Here is a 15,465-nt window from a genome sequence, read left to right as displayed (position 1 = left end):
GGTGACGTTCTCGGGCATCCCCATCGCGGCGCTCGATTTCTACGAGGACCTCGCCGCAGACAACAGCAAGGCTTTCTGGACGGCACACAAAGAGATCTACGACGCGAAGGTTCGCGAACCGATAGTCGCGTTGTTGGCCGAATTGGAAGAGGAGTTCGGTTCCGCGAAGATCTTCCGTCCGTACCGTGACGTGCGCTTCTCGAAGGACAAAACGCCGTACAAGACCGCGCAGGGCGCGTTCGTCGGAGTGACACCGGGGCTCGGGTACTACGTGCAGATCGACGCGGCGGGCCTCTATCTCGGCGGCGGCTACCACCACAGCTCCCCCGAACATGTCACCCGGTTCCGAACGGCAGTCGACGACGAGATCCGCGGCGGCGAACTCGAGCAGATCCTTGCCAGCTTGACCGCCGCGAAGTTCGAGATCGGCGGCGAGCGCCTGAAGACGGTCCCTCGTGGCTACCCTGCCGACCACCCACGCATCGACCTGCTCCGCCACAAGTCGCTCACCGCGGGCAAGGCACTGGGTGCCCCGAAATGGCTGGAAACCAAGCGAACCGCCACCGAAGTCCGCAAGTCCTGGCAGGCGGTCCGGCCGCTGGTCGAGTGGCTCGACCGCGTCGTCAACTAGCCCGACACGCTCTCGAACTTGGCGAGCACGCTACGCCGTCATATGGTTCACGTGGGTTGGGGCCCGAATTCAGAGGTGGACGGTCATGTTTTCTCGGTACAACAAAGCCATCGAGACGGGTATCGGGTCGGCGCTGATGGTGGGCGTGGTCGTACTCGGAACCGTTCAGCACCTGCCGTCGGCTGTCGTCATCGGCTCTGTTGTCGGGCTTGCCGTACTGACCACGTTCAAGACCTGGTGGGTCCCGAACGGCTCCCCCGTCACTGAGGAGCGCCGCTACGAAGCGATGGCCTCGGTGTACGACGTCGGACAGGACGCCGTCGTGCATCCGGCGACCGAGTCGTGGCGCGACCCGGCCGGTCGCCATCGCCCCGTTCGTTCCGGCGCCTAACGACGCCCTGCGAGCACCAGCGCGAAGCGCTCGTCGGCGTCGGTCCACGACTGCTCGACCTCGAAACCTGCGGCACTGAGTTCCTTGGCGATCCCTTCCAAGCGAAACTTCGCCGAGATCTCGGTGCGCATCTGCTCGCCTTCGGCGAAGGAGACCGTCAAGTCGAGATCCCGGACATGGACCGTCATCGCTTCCGTAGCCTCCAGCCGCATCTCGATCCACTCCTGGTCCGCATCCCAGACCGCGACGTGCCGGAACCGCTCGGGTTCGAAATCGGCGTCGAGTCGGTTGTTGAGCACGTGCAGCACGTTGCGGTTGAATTCGGCCGTCACTCCGGCGGCATCGTCGTAGGCGGGGACGAGGACCGCTGGGTCGATGACAAGTCCGCCACCGAGTAGCAATTGCTCACCGGGCTCCAGCACTTCGGCAACGCTGGCGAGGAACTCGGCGCGCTCGTCGGGCACGAGGTTGCCGATCGTTCCACCGAGGAAGGCGATCATGCGACGCCCACCGCCCGGCAGGTTGTGCAGCGTATCGGTGAAATCGCTGACCACGCCGTGCACATCCAGACCTGGGAATTCGAGCTTGATCTGCTCCACTGCGCTCGACAATGCAGTCGACGACACATCCTGCGGTACGTACTGCTCCAGCGTGCCGTGCGCAGTGAGCGCATCGAGCAGCAGCCGCGTCTTTTCCGAACTGCCCGAACCCAGCTCGACGAGAATCTGCGCAGCACTCACCTTCGCGATCTCGGCGGCACTCGCGCGCAACAACTCTCGTTCCGTGCGAGTCGGGTAGTACTCGGGCAGTTCCGTGATCTGTCCGAAAAGTTCGCTGCCGCGGGCATCGTAGAACCACTTCGGCGGCAACCACTTCGGCGATGCCGTCAGACCCAGCCGCGCGTCGGACCGAAGCGCCTCCGTCATCTGGTCGTCGGACAGGTGGATCTCCAGAGCGGGTGCCGTCATGGCTCTCCTCGTTGTCATATTTGTTCCACGGTTAGATACCCCGGCCGCGCAACGATCACACTTCGGTCGGGAATCGCTTGCCACGCAGGGTTGTCGTCGTACGGTTCCGAGGCGACGCACACACTTGCATCGTCGACCAACACCGATAGCGAGTGGTAATACGTTGTCGCCCAAAGCTGTTCACCGTCGCCGAGCACGAGATTCAGTCGGGCATCCGGTGCGAGAGAAACGACCCGCTCGACCACGTCGACTACGGCCGCCTTGGCATCGTCGGTCGTGAGCGCGCGCTGGAGCAACAGCCACAACGCTGCCGAGTCGGTGGCTGCTTCGAGGTCGAGCAGGTCGATATTGCCGAGATCGGCTGCAATCGCGCCGACCGTCTTACGCCACTCGGGTACGACGCCGTTGTGGCTGAACGCCCACTTGCCGTGCGTGAACGGCGCACACGCGCTCCGTTCGACCGGCATACCGACGGTCGCCGACCGGACCGCCGCAAGAATCCCGGTGGCCTGGATCTGCGACAGCACTTCGGGCACCGCCGGATCGGTCCAGATCGGCGCCGCGCTTCGGTAGCGCCGCGCTGCGGCATCGGCCCACTCCGCCGACGCCCACCAGGCGACGCCGAATCCGTCGGCGTTGATCGTCCCGCCGCCACGCATGTCGGTCGGTGCCCACGCCTGGCGAAACAACGACCGCGGACCGCGCATGACGGGTTCGCTGACCGCACACGCCGGACCGAGGTATCCGAGATGTCGGCACATTCAGCCGCGCCCGCCGTACTCGGCAGAAACATCTCTGGCACAACGGAATCCGGAGAAAATCTGCCGCCGGATCGGGTGGTCCCAATTTCGGAAGGTGCCGCGGCATGCAACGGGATCGGTGCCGAACGAGCCACCGCGGAGCATCCTGTAATCGCCGCCGAAGAACACCTTGGAGTATTCGTCGTAGGGGAACGCCTCGAACCCTGGATAGGCCTCGAAACCCGACGATGTCCATTCCCAGACGTCGCCGACGAGCTGCTGTACCCCTGCCGGCGACGCGCCGAGCGGGTATGCGCCGACGTCGGCAGGCTCGAGATGGTGCTGGCCCAAATTGGCCAGAGCGTCGGTTGGATCGTCGTCACCCCATGGGAATCGGCGCGACCGCCCCGTCGCGGGATCGTGGCGAGCCGCCTTCTCCCACTCGGCTTCGGTAGGCAGCCGCTTTCCGGCCCAACGGGCGTATGCCTCGGCTTCGAAGAAGCAGACGTGCACGACCGGCTGCTCTGGACGCAGCGGCACCATCGTGCCGAATCGGCGGCGCCACCACCGACCGCCGGCGTCGCGCTCCCAGAACTGCGGGGCGGACAGCTCCGCACTCTGGCGGTGCGCCCACCCTCGCTCGGACCACAGCTCCGGACGCTCGTAACCTGCGTCGTCGATGAAGGCAAGGTATTGCGCGTTCGTCACCGGAGCGATGTCGATTGCGAACGCGGGCACGTGAACTCGATGCGCAGGGCGTTCGTTGTCGAGCGACCACGGGTCGGTGGAGGTGCCCATCATGAAATCGCCTGCTGCGATGACGGCCTCGCCCGTCGCGGCGACCCGCGCGGGCGGCGGAGCGGGAGCTGCCAACACCGCAGGACCGCTACGCAGCTGATGAGTTGCGAGCATCGTCTCGTCGTGCTGTTGCTCGTGTTGGGCGATCATCGCGAACGCGAAACCATCGTGCTCGAGCCGCCGGCCACGTAAAGGACTGGTGTCGAGGACATCCCACACCTTGTCCCGCACGGTCCGGACGTAGTTGCGCGCCTCGGTCGGCGCGAGGAGCGGCAACGAAGGACGGTTGGAACGTGCATGTTTGAACGCGTCGTACAACTCGTCGATATCTCGGCGCACCGGCTCGCGGCCACCGACATCACGGACCAGCCAGAGTTCTTCCTGATTGCCGATGTGCGCTAGATCCCAGATGAGCGGGCTCATCAGCTTCGAATGCTGCGCAACCAGTTCGTCCTCGTCGAGGCAATCGGTCAGTGCCTCCGACCGCGCTCGAGACCGCGTGAGCACCGTTTCCAGTTGCCTGCGAACGACTTCCGCTTCAGTGGTCATTCCGCTATCCCATTTCCGTTGGCGAGCCGCCCAGGCGGCATCGTTGCGCAGCCGCCTCCAGCGCGGCTGTGCCGTCGTCCCAAGTACTGTGCGCTGCAGCAAGTTCCAGCAAAGCTGTCGCAGCACATCGCAATTCCGTATCGGCAAGGCCGAATTCCGCACTGTCCCACCAGCGGTGCGCGGTGCCTGCGGCCAGCGCCGTCGCCTCGGCGACGACGGCGGGCGTCGACAGCAAGGCCTCGAACGCGGCGATCGGCACCTGCCACAGCTCCCCGGGCTGTGCATCGATATACCGGACTTCGAGATGGCCGGATGCGCGCACCTGAGGAAACACGGTGGTGAGGTGGTAATCGAGGTCGCGACAGCCGGGCCTGCGACCCAGCTCGTTGTCGAGATTGCCCTCGATCCAATCAGCGAAGGTTGCACCCGGCGGCGCGGACCAGTCGGCCCCCGGCTCGCCGCTGACGCAGAGCAACGGTACGTCGAGAGCCCACGCGGCGTAGCCGGCGATCGGGTCGGTATTGGCACCGACAGGCGTGGCTGTGCGTGAACGATCCAGTTGCAGCCACGCGCGCATGCGCTGTGATGCCCATTTGCCGCGCGGTGCGCCCGCCAACGACGGTGAACACGCGAAGGCGGCGAGCAACGCCGGACCGACTGCAACGAGGGCATTCCAGCGGGCTTTCACCTCGGCAGCGTCGGCGCCTGCATCGAGACTGATCTGCGTCGCGGCCGTGTTGCACATCATCAACTTGCCGAACGGACCGATGGAGGCGAAGACGTCTTCCATGGCGCGATATCGCGACGAGGGCAGCAGGCGCTGGGGCAACCGATTGGCGTCGGCTGCCCGGTCGATCATCGTGACCGAGTGTGCTGCGAGAAGTTCGCGGAGGTGATTAGTGTCCTGGCGCAACGAGCGGCTGAGCAACTCGGCCGACGAATGCGGTGCGCTGGAGATTTCGATCTGGCCACCCGGTTCGATCGTGACGTAACTTCCTGCCGGGAGTGGCCGAGCCGGCGAAGAAGGGGCGATGGTTTTCGGGGAATGCTCGCCCAGTGCGGCGGCAAGAACTGCCAGGCTGGGCCTCGAACAGTCCCCGTCGTCACAGACTGTGAGCCATTCGAGTTCGGCACCGATCAGCTCGGGTGGTCCGAGCTTGAAACACACACCGCCGACGTAGGCCTCAGCGGCCGCGCGCGTCGTCAACAGCGCGCTGTCCAATGCCATCGCCATGATGACCTCCGATCGGTGTTCCGGGTTACATGGCCGATAGTAGACACCGCCTCCGACACTAAACGGCGATCGAGAAGACCGCACCCAGCCAGTCACCAATTCGTCACAACTTCACCCCAGTAGCCTCGCTTGCATGCTGGATCTGGAACGCGTCCGCGCCGATACTCCCGGTTGCCTCGACAAGGCTTTTCTCGACAGCGCCGGATCCTCGTTGCCGCCGACTGTCGTGGTCGAGACCGTCATCGCGCACCTGCGCCGCGAAGCCGAGATCGGCGGCTACCGGGCAGCCAGCGAACGCCTCGACGACCTTGCCGGAGTCAAGCGATCCATCGGCGAGCTGATCAATGCCCCCGCAAGCGCGATCGCGCTGAGCGACAGCGCAACCCGGTCGTGGACCGACTTCTTCTATGCCCAACAGTTCGCGCCCGGCGACCGCATTCTGATCAGTGAGGTCGAGTACGCGAGCAACGCGATCGCCGTGTTGCAGCGCGCCCGCGCGACAGGGGCGGTGGTCGATGTCGTCCCCAGCGATCAGACCGGCGCAATCGATCTCGAAGCGCTGGAGAAACTGCTCGACGATCGCGTCCGGTTCGTGTCGCTCGTGCACGCCCCGACCAACGGCGGGCTGGTCAATCCGGTCGCCGAGGTCGTCGAACTCGCGCACCGGGTCGGCGCGATCGTTCTGCTCGATGCGTGCCAGTCGGTCGGCCAACTGCCGATCGATGTGACCGCGCTCGGCGTCGACGCCCTCTCGGTCACCGGCCGCAAATGGCTACGCGGACCCCGCGGCACCGGATTTCTCTACGTCCGCCCGGACTCGACCGACTCGCTCGAACCCGCCGCACTCGATCTGCACAGCGCGCAGTGGACGAGCGCCGACGAGTTCACTCTCGCTCCCGACGCGAGCAGGTTCGAATTCTGGGAATGCGACGTCGCGGGTCGGCTCGGGCTCGGCGCAGCTATCCGGTACCTGCTCGAGCTCGGACCCCAGAACGTGTACGACGCCATCGCCGCCAACGCGCAGTACTTGCGGACCGCTCTGGCCGAAACAGCCAGGGTTACCGTTCGCGATCTCGGCCGCGCCAAAAGCGGCATCGTCTCGTTCACCGTCGACGGGCAGACACCCGAGGCGGTCCGAGATCGACTGGCCGCACAAGACATCATCGTGACCGTCAGCTACCGCAGTTCGACCCTCCTCGACATGAGCAATCGTTCCCTCGACGCCGTGGTCCGGGCGTCGCCGCACAGCTTCGTTTCGCGGTCCGACCTGGAACGTTTCGTCGATGCAGTGGCGCGACTGTAGGTCGCGGTGCATGGGTTGCGATCGCGATGCGGTAAAGTATCCGCGTTGTCTCGGCGAGGGTGACTGCGAAGCGCGAACACTTGCTTTGCTCACCGTGATCGACGCGGCTGCGGCTTCCTAGCCGTGGGTCCTCGTTAGTCTGCGCGAATCGCCGAGACGAGTCGACCACCGAAGAGTTACGAGGAGCCGTTTCCCATGTCTGACGCAAACCGTCTCGAAGCAACCGTCCGTACCGAGTTCGGCAAGGGCGCTGCCCGCCGGACCCGCCGCGATGGCAAGGTCCCCGCCGTTCTGTACGGCCACTCGACCGATCCGCAGCACCTCGCGCTCGACGCGCGTGCGTTCGCGAAGGTCCTCCGTGACAACGGAACCAACGCGGTCCTGACCCTCGACATCGCGGGCAAAGAGCAGATCGCGCTGACGAAGTCCGTCGTCACGCACCCGATCCGCCGCAACATCGAGCACGCCGACCTCTTGGTCATCAAGAAGGGCGAGAAGGTCATCGTCGACGTCCCCGTCATCGTGACCGGCGATGCCGCTCCGGGTGCGCAGATCGCACAGGACGCGAACACCGTTTCGATCGAGTCCGACGCAATGAAGATTCCGGAGTCGATCGAGGTTTCGGTCGAAGGCGCCGAGGCTGGCACCCAGGTCCTGGCCGGCCAGCTCGAGCTGCCTGAGGGCGCGACGCTGCAGACCGATCCGGAGACACTGATCGTCAACGTCGTCACCGAGCAGGTCGAGGAAGAGCCCGAAGCCGAAGCTGAGGGCGAAGCAGCCGAAGGCGAAGCTGCCGAGGGCGAAGCCGAGGGCGACTCCTCCGAGTCCTCCGACAGCTGATCGAATCGCGCTGATGGGTGACCTGGCGATCGTTGTCGGTCTCGGTAACCCGGGACCGCAATACGAACGCACCCGGCACAACGTCGGATTCATGGTGGTCGACGTGCTGGCCGAACGGGCCGGAACCAAGTTCAGCGCGCACAAGAAGTCCGGCGCGGATATAGCGGAGGCGCGGCTCGGCGATCGCAAGGTTGTGATCGCCAAGCCGCGCTCTTTCATGAATGTGAGTGGGCAGCCGGTGGCCGCCCTCGCGCGATTCTTCTCCGCGTCGGCCGACGATCTGATCGTCGTGCACGACGAGCTCGACCTGGACTTCGGCGTCATCCGGCTCAAGCAGGGCGGCGGCGAAGGTGGCCACAATGGTTTGCGGTCGATCTCGAGCGCGCTGACCACCAAGGACTATCTCCGAACCCGAATCGGAATCGGCCGTCCACCAGGCCGGATGGACCCGGCTTCCTACGTGCTGAAGCCGTTTTCCGCCGAGGAGCGCAAGACGCTCGGCGTGCTCTGCGAAGAGGGCGCCGATGCGGTCGAGCTGCTGCTGGCGGTCGGCCTCGAAGCCGCGCAGAACAAGCTGCACTGACGACTACCATCGACAGCAGCGCCCCCCGAGCAATCGAAACGAAGGAACCCAGTTGACTACCGAATCGGCCGAGCGCGAACCTGCCGAATCGCCGGTCCTGGACGCGAAGTCCGTCGAAGCACTCACCCATGAGGTCGCACGCCGGCGCACGTTCGCCGTGATCTCCCACCCCGACGCGGGTAAATCGACACTCACCGAGGCCCTCGCCTTGCATGCGAAGGTGATCTCCGAGGCAGGTGCGATCCATGGCAAGGCGGGTCGCCGGTCGACGGTCTCCGACTGGATGGAGATGGAGAAGGCCCGCGGCATTTCGGTGAGTTCGACTGCGCTGCAGTTCAACTACCACTCCGACAAAGACGGCTCGGACAACGTCGTCAACCTCGTCGACACTCCAGGTCACTCCGACTTCTCCGAAGACACCTACCGCGTGCTGACCGCGGTCGACGCTGCGGTGATGCTCATCGACGCCGCGAAAGGTCTGGAACCGCAGACGTTGAAGCTTTTCCAGGTCTGCCGCCATCGCGGCATCCCGGTCATCACCGTCATCAACAAGTGGGACCGCCCGGGCCGGGCACCGCTGGAGCTGCTCGACGAGATTGCCGAGCAGATCGGCCTCGTACCCACTCCCCTGTTCCTGCCGGTCGGCATTGCGGGTGACTTCCGCGGCCTGTTGCGACGCGGCGAAGACGGCGTGCCCGAGGAATACATCCGCTTCACCCGGACCGCCGGTGGCGCGAAGATCGCACCCGAGGAGTCACTGGATCCTGCCGCCGCAGCGGCGCGCGAAGGCGAAGAGTGGGAAACCGCGGTCGAAGAGAGCGAACTGCTGTCGGCGACCGGGCAGGACCACGATCAGGAAATGTTCCTCGCCGGCCAGACGTCGCCTGTCATCTATGCCTCGGCGATGCTCAACTTCGGCGTGCGCCAGCTCTTGGAAACCCTTGTCTCCCTTGCGCCACCACCACACGGTCGCGAAGACGTCAACGGTCGCTCCCGCGAAGTTGCGGACCCGTTCAGCGCGGTCGTGTTCAAGGTGCAAGCAGGCATGGACGCCGCGCATCGCGACCGCCTGGCATTCATGCGGATCGTGTCCGGTGTCTTCGAGCGTGGCATGGTCGTCACCCATGCGCAGACCGGCAAGCCGTTTGCGACGAAGTACGCGCTGACCGTGTTCGGTCGCGAACGGACGACTGTGGACAACGCGTATCCGGGCGATGTGGTCGGGCTAGTGAACGCGACTGCTCTCGCGCCCGGTCACACGCTGTACGTCGACCGCAAAGTCGAGTTCCCACCGATCCCGTCGTTCGCGCCGGAACACTTCGCGATCCTTCGCGCGCAAAGCGCGAGCAAGTACAAGCAGTTTCGGCGGGCCGTCGATCAGCTCGATTCCGAAGGCGTGGTCCAGGTGCTGCGCAACGACATTCGCGGCGACGCATCTCCGGTCCTCGCCGCGGTCGGGCCGATGCAGTTCGAGGTGGTGTCCGCCCGCATGAAGGCGGAGTTCAACGTCGAAGCCGTCCTCGAACCGCTCGGGTACTCCATCGCGCGTCGCACCGACGCTGCGTCTGCCGAAGAACTCGGCCGGCAACGCGGAGTCGAAGTGTTCACCCGTTCCGACGGCGTTCTGCTCGCGCTGGTCACCGACAAATGGCGACTGCAATACATCGAGAAGGAAATGCCCGAGCTCACCCTCGAAACCCTCATCGGCGCAGGCGCGTCCTGACCACTCAGGGCCAGAGGGTGTCGCGGAGCCACGCGGAACCGTCCCGCCGATAACGCCAACGCTGGTGCCGGCTACCCGGCTCCGCCTGCCAGAACTCGACCGCATCGGCGGCAAGGCGCCACGCTCGCCAATGCTCGGGCACTTCGTCGGGATCGTCGACCTCGTCGATCGCACGCGAATAGTCGTCCGGGTCGACAAGCACGGCGCTCTGCCTGCTCGCGGTCGCGACGGCGCGCGCCGTCTCGGACCGTTCCAGAAAGTCCCGCACGGCTGCGGACGGATCGTTGTGGACCGTCCCCGCGATGCGGACCTGGCGGCCGACAGCTCCCCAGTAGAAGGTCAACGCTGCGTGAGGATTCGCCTGCAGTTGTGCACCTTTCGGCGAGAATGCCGGTCCGGAGAACCACCAGCCTCCCGGTCCGACGTCACGCAGCAGCAGCACTCGGGCATCGGGGCGGCCTTCGTCGTCGACCGTGGACAGGACCGCTACGTGTGGCTCGGCGACCCCAACAGCAACGGCGTGTTCCAGCCATTCCAGAAACACATCGTGGGGATCGCCGGCGACCGGCGCGGTCCGACCCTCCCGCTGCAATGTGCCCATCGGGATCGAGCGCAACCACGCCCGCGTATCCGGATACGAATTCACTCCGATTCGACACCCTTCGGTGGCCCCGACAGCATCCAGCGATGGCCGAACGGATCGATCAACGTGGCGTTGCGCCGACCGTAATTCTCGGAGATCCAACGCTCGACCGTTCCACCTGCATCGTGGGCGCGGCTGAGGACTGCGTCGGTGTCGTCGACTGCAACCATCAGGCTGACCGAGGTCGCGCCAGCCTCCGGTGCCGTCAGTCCCATCTCGGGAAATTCCTCGGCGAGGTAGATCATGCCAGTGTGAAATGCGAGCTCCGCGTGACCGATCCGGCCGTCGTCCATGACGATCGGTTCACCGACGAGCTCTGCCCCGAACGCTCGGCGGTACCACTCGATCGCGTCTTTGGCTCCATGCACCGTCAGATACGGCAGAGCTCCGGAGCGAGGGAATTCGGACTCGTCACCCATGGTGCGAGCCTAACCGTCAGTTCGCCTGCGGAGGCGGCGATTCCTTCGCCCAGCGATTCGACGTCAGCTTGAAACTCGGTATGTCGGTAAGGGACACGACGATCTCGTAGGTGCGTTCGTAGCCGGTGTGGGCGATTCGCCACTCGCCGTCGTCGCACAACACGTAGCGATCCGAGTAGAACGCCGCGCCCCGTAGCACCATGCTGTGCTCCGGGATCAGGACTGTGTCCTGGAGGTACCAGATCCCGGTGGCGGTCTTGCCGTCGACCTCGATCTCGGGGTGATCGCATCGGTGCTCGGTGATGACGTGCGGACCGAGGGTGTTGCGCATGAAGTCGACGAGTGCGTCGCGCGACTCGAATTGCAGGTCGACGCCATAGGTCGACGTGGCTTCGGGAATCAGCGTGTCCGCGAACTCATCCCAGGATTTGGTGTCGAGTGTTCGAAGGTATCGGTACTTGAGTCGACTAATGGCCGCAATGGCCGCGAGATCCATGGTGCATACCTTCTCACTAGCACCCGCAGATACAACTCGAAACGCCGACCGTCGGCGCGTTCTCGGCTTGTTGCCGCGTTATTGGTGCTTCTCGATCGCGAAGCAGACCTCGCAGAAATCGTCGCCGAACGCCGTCAGTCGCATGCTCTTGCGCGCGATCTTCGGTACGCGGCCTGCCTTCTTCAGTGCCTCCGACACATTCGGCTGCACCTCGACGACCATGTACAGACTGAGTTCGGTCGGTTCGTCGGAAATCCACACGAGGCCCAGGCGAACCAGGTTCACCAAGTACGACCGTGAGCGTTCCGGACGACGGCAGCCAGCCTTCTCCGGCACCATGCTGAGGTTCGTGGCGACGGTCTCGGCCCCGATGCCGAGCGGACGGTTGGTGCGGACGTCGACGCACGGCTGCGGACCGTTGTTTGCGAGGTAACGCAGGATGCGCGCCTCATCTGGCGCCAATTCGTCGAGAATGCGGTCGTAGGCAGGATGAGTGTCGTCCGAGACGTACACGTCGGCAGACACTGCGAGAAGCGCTTCCCCTCGCTTACGCAATTGCTCGGTCGTCGAACCTGTCGTGATCGCATGCATCGGCTGGGACTGGCCGGGCAGTCCGGACGGCACGTAGCTCACGATTTCCCGAACGGACTCTTCGGTGACGCCGAGGGTGTTGCGGGCCAAGGAGCGCAGCGCCGACCCGGCACGTTCGGCGATCTCGGCGTTCGACTCGCCGTCCAGCGCGGCTTGCACGATCTGACGACCGACGTCCACGACGGAACCGCCAGCACGCCACGCCGAGCCAGCAACGAGGCTCGCGAGCCGAAACCCACCCCGGATCAGGCGCGCTTCATTGCTGATCTCGCCTTGTCTTACAAGTTCGTTGCTCATCTGTTTCGTTACCTACCCTGGGGGAAAGATCGCGAGGTGCAGGAACCCGGCAAATGCACCGAGAACGCCGCCATGGAGAAAGAGTAGCCACTCGTCCTGCTTGACCGCCGCCCGCAGCATCTGCTGGAAGTCGTAGTTGCCGAGCTTGCTCATCTGAGTCTCGACGAATGTATGAATCTTGCTTGCCTGCGCCTTCGCGAACACCTCGTCTTCGAAGGCGACGGGCATGAACTCGATTGCGGCCGGACCGATTGCAGCCTTCACTCGCCTGTACTCTTCGCTGCCGATCGCAGTCTTCACGGCGACCCTGGCTGCACCCACCGCGTCGTCGACCGCGTCGTGCAGCACGCTTTCCAACATGGCGTGCGTCCGGTCGGATCGTGGTCCGTGCAGCATTTCGTCCATGATGTTCTCGACCGTGACGACCTTCTCGGAGAAGGTGTCAGCGAATCCGGCGCTGATCTCGTCGCGTCGCTTCAGCAGCAGACCTTGCCGCCACGGCACCCAGGAAGACCGCTCGATCGGCTCGAAGATCATCGTGATACCGACATAGTTGACGGTCCAGCCGATGATGATTCCGCCGATAGGCAACACCCACCAGTATGGGAGCACTTGCAAGATTCCGACCAGAATCAATCCGCACGGAACCCCGAAATAGAAGCCGAAGTTCTGCATGAACTTCAATTCCTTGGCACCCATCGTGCGGAAGATGTCGTTCAGCAGTTTCGGGTTGCCGACCAGAATGCGAACGGCCATCGATTTCGCGTCGATCAGCTGGTCGAGATGTTGCTCCATCTCGCTGGTGATCTTGGAAACGTTCTTGGGTAGATCGTCTTCGACCTTGCGGAAGACGAACTCCTTCGCGAAGTTCGGCATGTTGTACCAGAAACGCGGGTTCTCTTTGATCATGATCCGGTCGACGATGCCCCGGACCTCGGGGCGCGCGACCTCCGCGAGGTGCTCGGCGATGGCGTCCGGATCGAGTTCGCGATAGAAGTCGGAGATGCTGCCGACCTTGGCGAGGCTCTTGTCGACGGCGATGCTTGCCATCTTCTCGGCTCGGGACGGGACCATCCCCTGCCAGCCGAACCGGTGGCCGTCCTTGTAGATCGGGAGCACCTGGACTCGACGCGGGAAGTAGGGAAAGACGTACTTCAGACCGGGCAAATGGAAGCCGTGAAACTCGATCGGGACGAAGAGCATCAGGACGCCCGTCCAGTTCGTGATATACCCGATGATGCCGGTGAACAATGGAACCGTGATCAGATCCATCATCAAGTGGTGATCCATTTTCACCTCCGCCCATCGTCTCAATGCCTGTATAAGCCGGGGGAACTTTACCGTGGGATCGCCGCAGATCGGGATTCGTCGAGCGGCGCAGTAATCCAGCTCCATCGTTAAACCGCTGGTGGTAGCGTCGGCGACACCATTATTGGATCGCATTTGGAGACATACACCACTCGAAAGGGCTCAGATGATCTCTTATCGAGGTGTTCTCATCGGTGCCGACGGTTCATCCGAATCCGCGCCGGCAATCGAAGCAGGCGGCGTCGTGGCCGCGGCACTGGGAGTACCTGCGGTCGTCATCACGGTCTGGGACGGCTTCACCAATGTGCCCGAAGGCGAGAGCTACGAGTGGGCGCTCGCGATCGGCGACGCCGCGGTGAAAGTCGTCGAAGATGCCGGAGCCACCGATGTGACGTCCCTCCAGCCGACCGGTTCGGCCGCGGAAGTGCTCGTCGAGGTCGCCGAGGAGCATCCCGATTTCCTACTTGTCATCGGCGGGGCAAGCCTGCATCGCGCGACGAGCCGTGTTGCAGGCAGCGTCGCAAACCGGCTTTCGCACCACAGTCCGGCGGACGTCCTGTTCGTGCAGGGGCCGCTGCCACGGGCAGGTGGCGCGGTCGGGCTGACCACCGATGGTTCGGCGACGTCGCGCCATGCAGTTCGACGAGGACTGGAACTCACGCTCGCGCTCGGCGCTACTCCGCATCTGGTGACGGTTGCCAAAGATCTGGAGGAAGGCGGCCGATTGATGTCGGCGAGCCTCGGTGAGCTCGGCATCGACGAGCCCGACCTGGTCGTCGAGCGCGATGTGCTCACCGGCCTACTGCCTGCAAAGACGCTGATCGACGCCGCGTCGGACTACGGAATCCTCGCGATCGGGAATCGCAGCATGAGCGGTCCGTCGCGACTGCTCGGGTCCGTGGCCAACAAAGTGACGCACTCCGCCCACACCAATCTGCTGCTGGTCAACACGTCACGCGATTGAGCGGCACTGTGACGCTCATTGCAGCCCGGCAGTAGGACCGCCGTGCATTCCGCGCCATTTTCGCTGCTCAGCGGGCGTTTCTCGAACCAATTGTGGTAATTGTCACATTGCCCGGTGCCACTGTGAGGGCCAGCGCTTTTGCCTTCCTTTCGGACTGCCTGGCCCGTTGAATCGGTTCTGCAATACAGAACTAATTCAACTGACCAAGGGGACCACAATGGCTCAGCTTCCGATTGTCATTCTTGCGTACTTCTTTGCGGTTGTTGACTTTGCTTTCAAACATGCTTTGATCGTGGTGCCGCTCATGGTTGCGGTCTGGCTGCTGCTTTTCGTGCCGAGTCGCACGTGGGCAAGCATCCGACACGCAATTGCTGCACCGTTGCGGCGGACGAAGCCGGTTGCCAAAGTTGCCGAACCTCGGCATCGCGAACTAGCGCACAGCCGCTAACCAGGCGTTTTCCCCGCCAGGCGCTTCCTCGACAGCGTGGTCGAGGTGGAATGCCCTTGTGAGTCTTTTCGGAGTCTATGGACTCCGAAAAGACTCACAAGCATTTATGCGGATCGCCAGTTTGTGGCGGCCATCACACAATGGGGGGTCGTTGTGGCGGCACTCTCTTTTGTATTCCAATCGGAAGATATTCGCGCGACAATTAGTTGAAGAAATACATAGGGAAATAGAAATTCGATTCCCGACAGAGGAGACCACAATGGCAGGCATCCCGTTCATCATTCTCGGCTACTTCTTCGCGGCTGTTGAATTCGCATGGACCTACGCATGGCTGGTCGTTCCCGTCCTGGTCGCCGCCTGGGCGCTGCTCTTCGTGCCGAGCGAGACCTGGGCCAACGTCCGGTCCGCGATCACCACGCGGCTGCGGTCGGACCGCACGGCACCTACGGCACCGGTCCCGGCATTCGCACACGGCCACTGAACCACTAGCTGTCATCCAAAGCTCCCCCCGACCATTTCGGTCGGGGGGAGCTTTGCTT

Annotated in this window: 18 protein-coding genes; 9 read left to right on the top strand and 9 right to left on the bottom strand. The window is 63.9% G+C overall.

What is annotated here, in order from left to right:
• Window position 1 precedes the first annotated feature (1 nt).
• Together FGL95_RS16615 and FGL95_RS16610 are read left to right on the top strand one after the other, a co-directional pair.
• Window positions 2–631 carry a TIGR02453 family protein gene (locus FGL95_RS16615; RefSeq protein WP_169588766.1) on the top strand — a complete coding sequence of 210 codons (630 nt, stop codon included), beginning with the start codon at window positions 2–4 and terminating at the stop codon, window positions 629–631.
• An 85-nt stretch (window positions 632–716) separates the two neighbouring features.
• The gene (locus FGL95_RS16610) at window positions 717–1,022 is read left to right on the top strand and encodes a hypothetical protein (protein WP_169588764.1); all 306 of its coding nucleotides are present in this window, start codon (window positions 717–719) and stop codon (window positions 1,020–1,022) included.
• On the opposite strand, the gene egtD is transcribed toward FGL95_RS16610, so the two are convergent.
• The 4 genes from egtD to egtA are packed head-to-tail and all read right to left on the bottom strand — an operon-like array spanning window position 1,019 to window position 5,311.
• Window positions 1,019–1,990, bottom strand: a complete 972-nt coding sequence (egtD, locus tag FGL95_RS16605; protein WP_169588762.1) for an L-histidine N(alpha)-methyltransferase — start codon at window positions 1,988–1,990, stop codon at window positions 1,019–1,021. The two genes, FGL95_RS16610 and egtD, sit on opposite strands and share 4 nt — an antisense overlap.
• 14 nt (window positions 1,991–2,004) lie before the next feature.
• Window positions 2,005–2,751, bottom strand: coding sequence for an ergothioneine biosynthesis protein EgtC (gene egtC / locus FGL95_RS16600; RefSeq protein WP_169588760.1), 747 nt, complete (start codon window positions 2,749–2,751; stop codon window positions 2,005–2,007).
• A complete protein-coding gene (gene egtB / locus FGL95_RS16595; protein WP_169588758.1) occupies window positions 2,752–4,077 on the bottom strand; it encodes an ergothioneine biosynthesis protein EgtB in 1,326 nt (441 codons plus the stop codon).
• A 4-nt stretch (window positions 4,078–4,081) separates the two neighbouring features.
• Window positions 4,082–5,311, bottom strand: coding sequence for an ergothioneine biosynthesis glutamate--cysteine ligase EgtA (gene egtA, locus FGL95_RS16590; RefSeq protein WP_169588756.1), 1,230 nt, complete (start codon window positions 5,309–5,311; stop codon window positions 4,082–4,084).
• 133 nt (window positions 5,312–5,444) lie between these two features.
• Here egtA and FGL95_RS16585 point away from each other — a divergent pair, with 133 nt between their 5' ends.
• From FGL95_RS16585 to FGL95_RS16570, 4 genes are all read left to right on the top strand, one after another.
• Entirely contained in the window at window positions 5,445–6,614 is a 1,170-nt protein-coding gene (locus FGL95_RS16585; protein ID WP_169588754.1) for an aminotransferase class V-fold PLP-dependent enzyme, read from the top strand.
• Window positions 6,615–6,809: 195 nt separating this feature from the next.
• Window positions 6,810–7,454 (top strand): 50S ribosomal protein L25/general stress protein Ctc, encoded by a 645-nt coding sequence (locus tag FGL95_RS16580; protein WP_169588752.1) that lies wholly within the window; start codon window positions 6,810–6,812, stop codon window positions 7,452–7,454.
• A gap of 13 nt (window positions 7,455–7,467) precedes the next feature.
• On the top strand, window positions 7,468–8,037 hold the full coding sequence (pth, locus tag FGL95_RS16575; protein ID WP_420838056.1) for an aminoacyl-tRNA hydrolase: 570 nt from the start codon (window positions 7,468–7,470) through the stop codon (window positions 8,035–8,037).
• 97 nt (window positions 8,038–8,134) lie between these two features.
• Entirely contained in the window at window positions 8,135–9,760 is a 1,626-nt protein-coding gene (locus FGL95_RS16570) for a peptide chain release factor 3 (RefSeq protein WP_240963105.1), read from the top strand.
• Between the two features lie 4 nt (window positions 9,761–9,764).
• On the opposite strand, the gene FGL95_RS16565 is transcribed toward FGL95_RS16570, so the two are convergent.
• The 5 genes from FGL95_RS16565 to FGL95_RS16545 all read right to left on the bottom strand — a co-directional run bounded on the left by FGL95_RS16565 (window position 9,765) and on the right by FGL95_RS16545 (window position 13,496).
• Window positions 9,765–10,406: a pyridoxine/pyridoxamine 5'-phosphate oxidase gene (locus FGL95_RS16565; RefSeq protein WP_420838055.1), complete on the bottom strand. Its 642-nt coding sequence runs from the start codon at window positions 10,404–10,406 to the stop codon at window positions 9,765–9,767.
• The gene (locus tag FGL95_RS16560) at window positions 10,403–10,822 is read right to left on the bottom strand and encodes a VOC family protein (protein WP_169588748.1); all 420 of its coding nucleotides are present in this window, start codon (window positions 10,820–10,822) and stop codon (window positions 10,403–10,405) included. Before FGL95_RS16560 ends, FGL95_RS16565 begins: the two co-directional genes overlap by 4 nt.
• A 16-nt stretch (window positions 10,823–10,838) precedes the next feature.
• Window positions 10,839–11,318: a nuclear transport factor 2 family protein gene (locus FGL95_RS16555; RefSeq protein ID WP_169588746.1), complete on the bottom strand. Its 480-nt coding sequence runs from the start codon at window positions 11,316–11,318 to the stop codon at window positions 10,839–10,841.
• A gap of 78 nt (window positions 11,319–11,396) precedes the next feature.
• Window positions 11,397–12,206, bottom strand: a complete 810-nt coding sequence (locus FGL95_RS16550) for an Abi-alpha family protein (RefSeq protein WP_169588744.1) — start codon at window positions 12,204–12,206, stop codon at window positions 11,397–11,399.
• Between the two features lie 12 nt (window positions 12,207–12,218).
• Window positions 12,219–13,496 carry a DUF445 domain-containing protein gene (locus FGL95_RS16545; protein WP_169588743.1) on the bottom strand — a complete coding sequence of 426 codons (1,278 nt, stop codon included), beginning with the start codon at window positions 13,494–13,496 and terminating at the stop codon, window positions 12,219–12,221.
• A gap of 184 nt (window positions 13,497–13,680) precedes the next feature.
• Between FGL95_RS16545 and FGL95_RS16540 the strand changes: the two genes are divergently transcribed.
• The 3 genes from FGL95_RS16540 (at window position 13,681) to FGL95_RS16530 (ending at window position 15,407) form a co-directional block, all read left to right on the top strand.
• Window positions 13,681–14,478 (top strand): universal stress protein, encoded by a 798-nt coding sequence (locus FGL95_RS16540; protein ID WP_169588741.1) that lies wholly within the window; start codon window positions 13,681–13,683, stop codon window positions 14,476–14,478.
• A 217-nt stretch (window positions 14,479–14,695) separates the two neighbouring features.
• Entirely contained in the window at window positions 14,696–14,926 is a 231-nt protein-coding gene (locus FGL95_RS16535; protein ID WP_169588739.1) for a hypothetical protein, read from the top strand.
• A gap of 259 nt (window positions 14,927–15,185) precedes the next feature.
• Window positions 15,186–15,407 (top strand): hypothetical protein, encoded by a 222-nt coding sequence (locus tag FGL95_RS16530; protein ID WP_169588737.1) that lies wholly within the window; start codon window positions 15,186–15,188, stop codon window positions 15,405–15,407.
• The last annotated feature ends 58 nt before the right edge of the window (window positions 15,408–15,465 follow it).

The organism is Antrihabitans stalactiti, assembly GCF_012932915.1.
Taxonomy (GTDB): domain Bacteria; phylum Actinomycetota; class Actinomycetes; order Mycobacteriales; family Mycobacteriaceae; genus Antrihabitans; species Antrihabitans stalactiti.
This window is presented reverse-complemented; position numbering and strand designations above follow the sequence as displayed.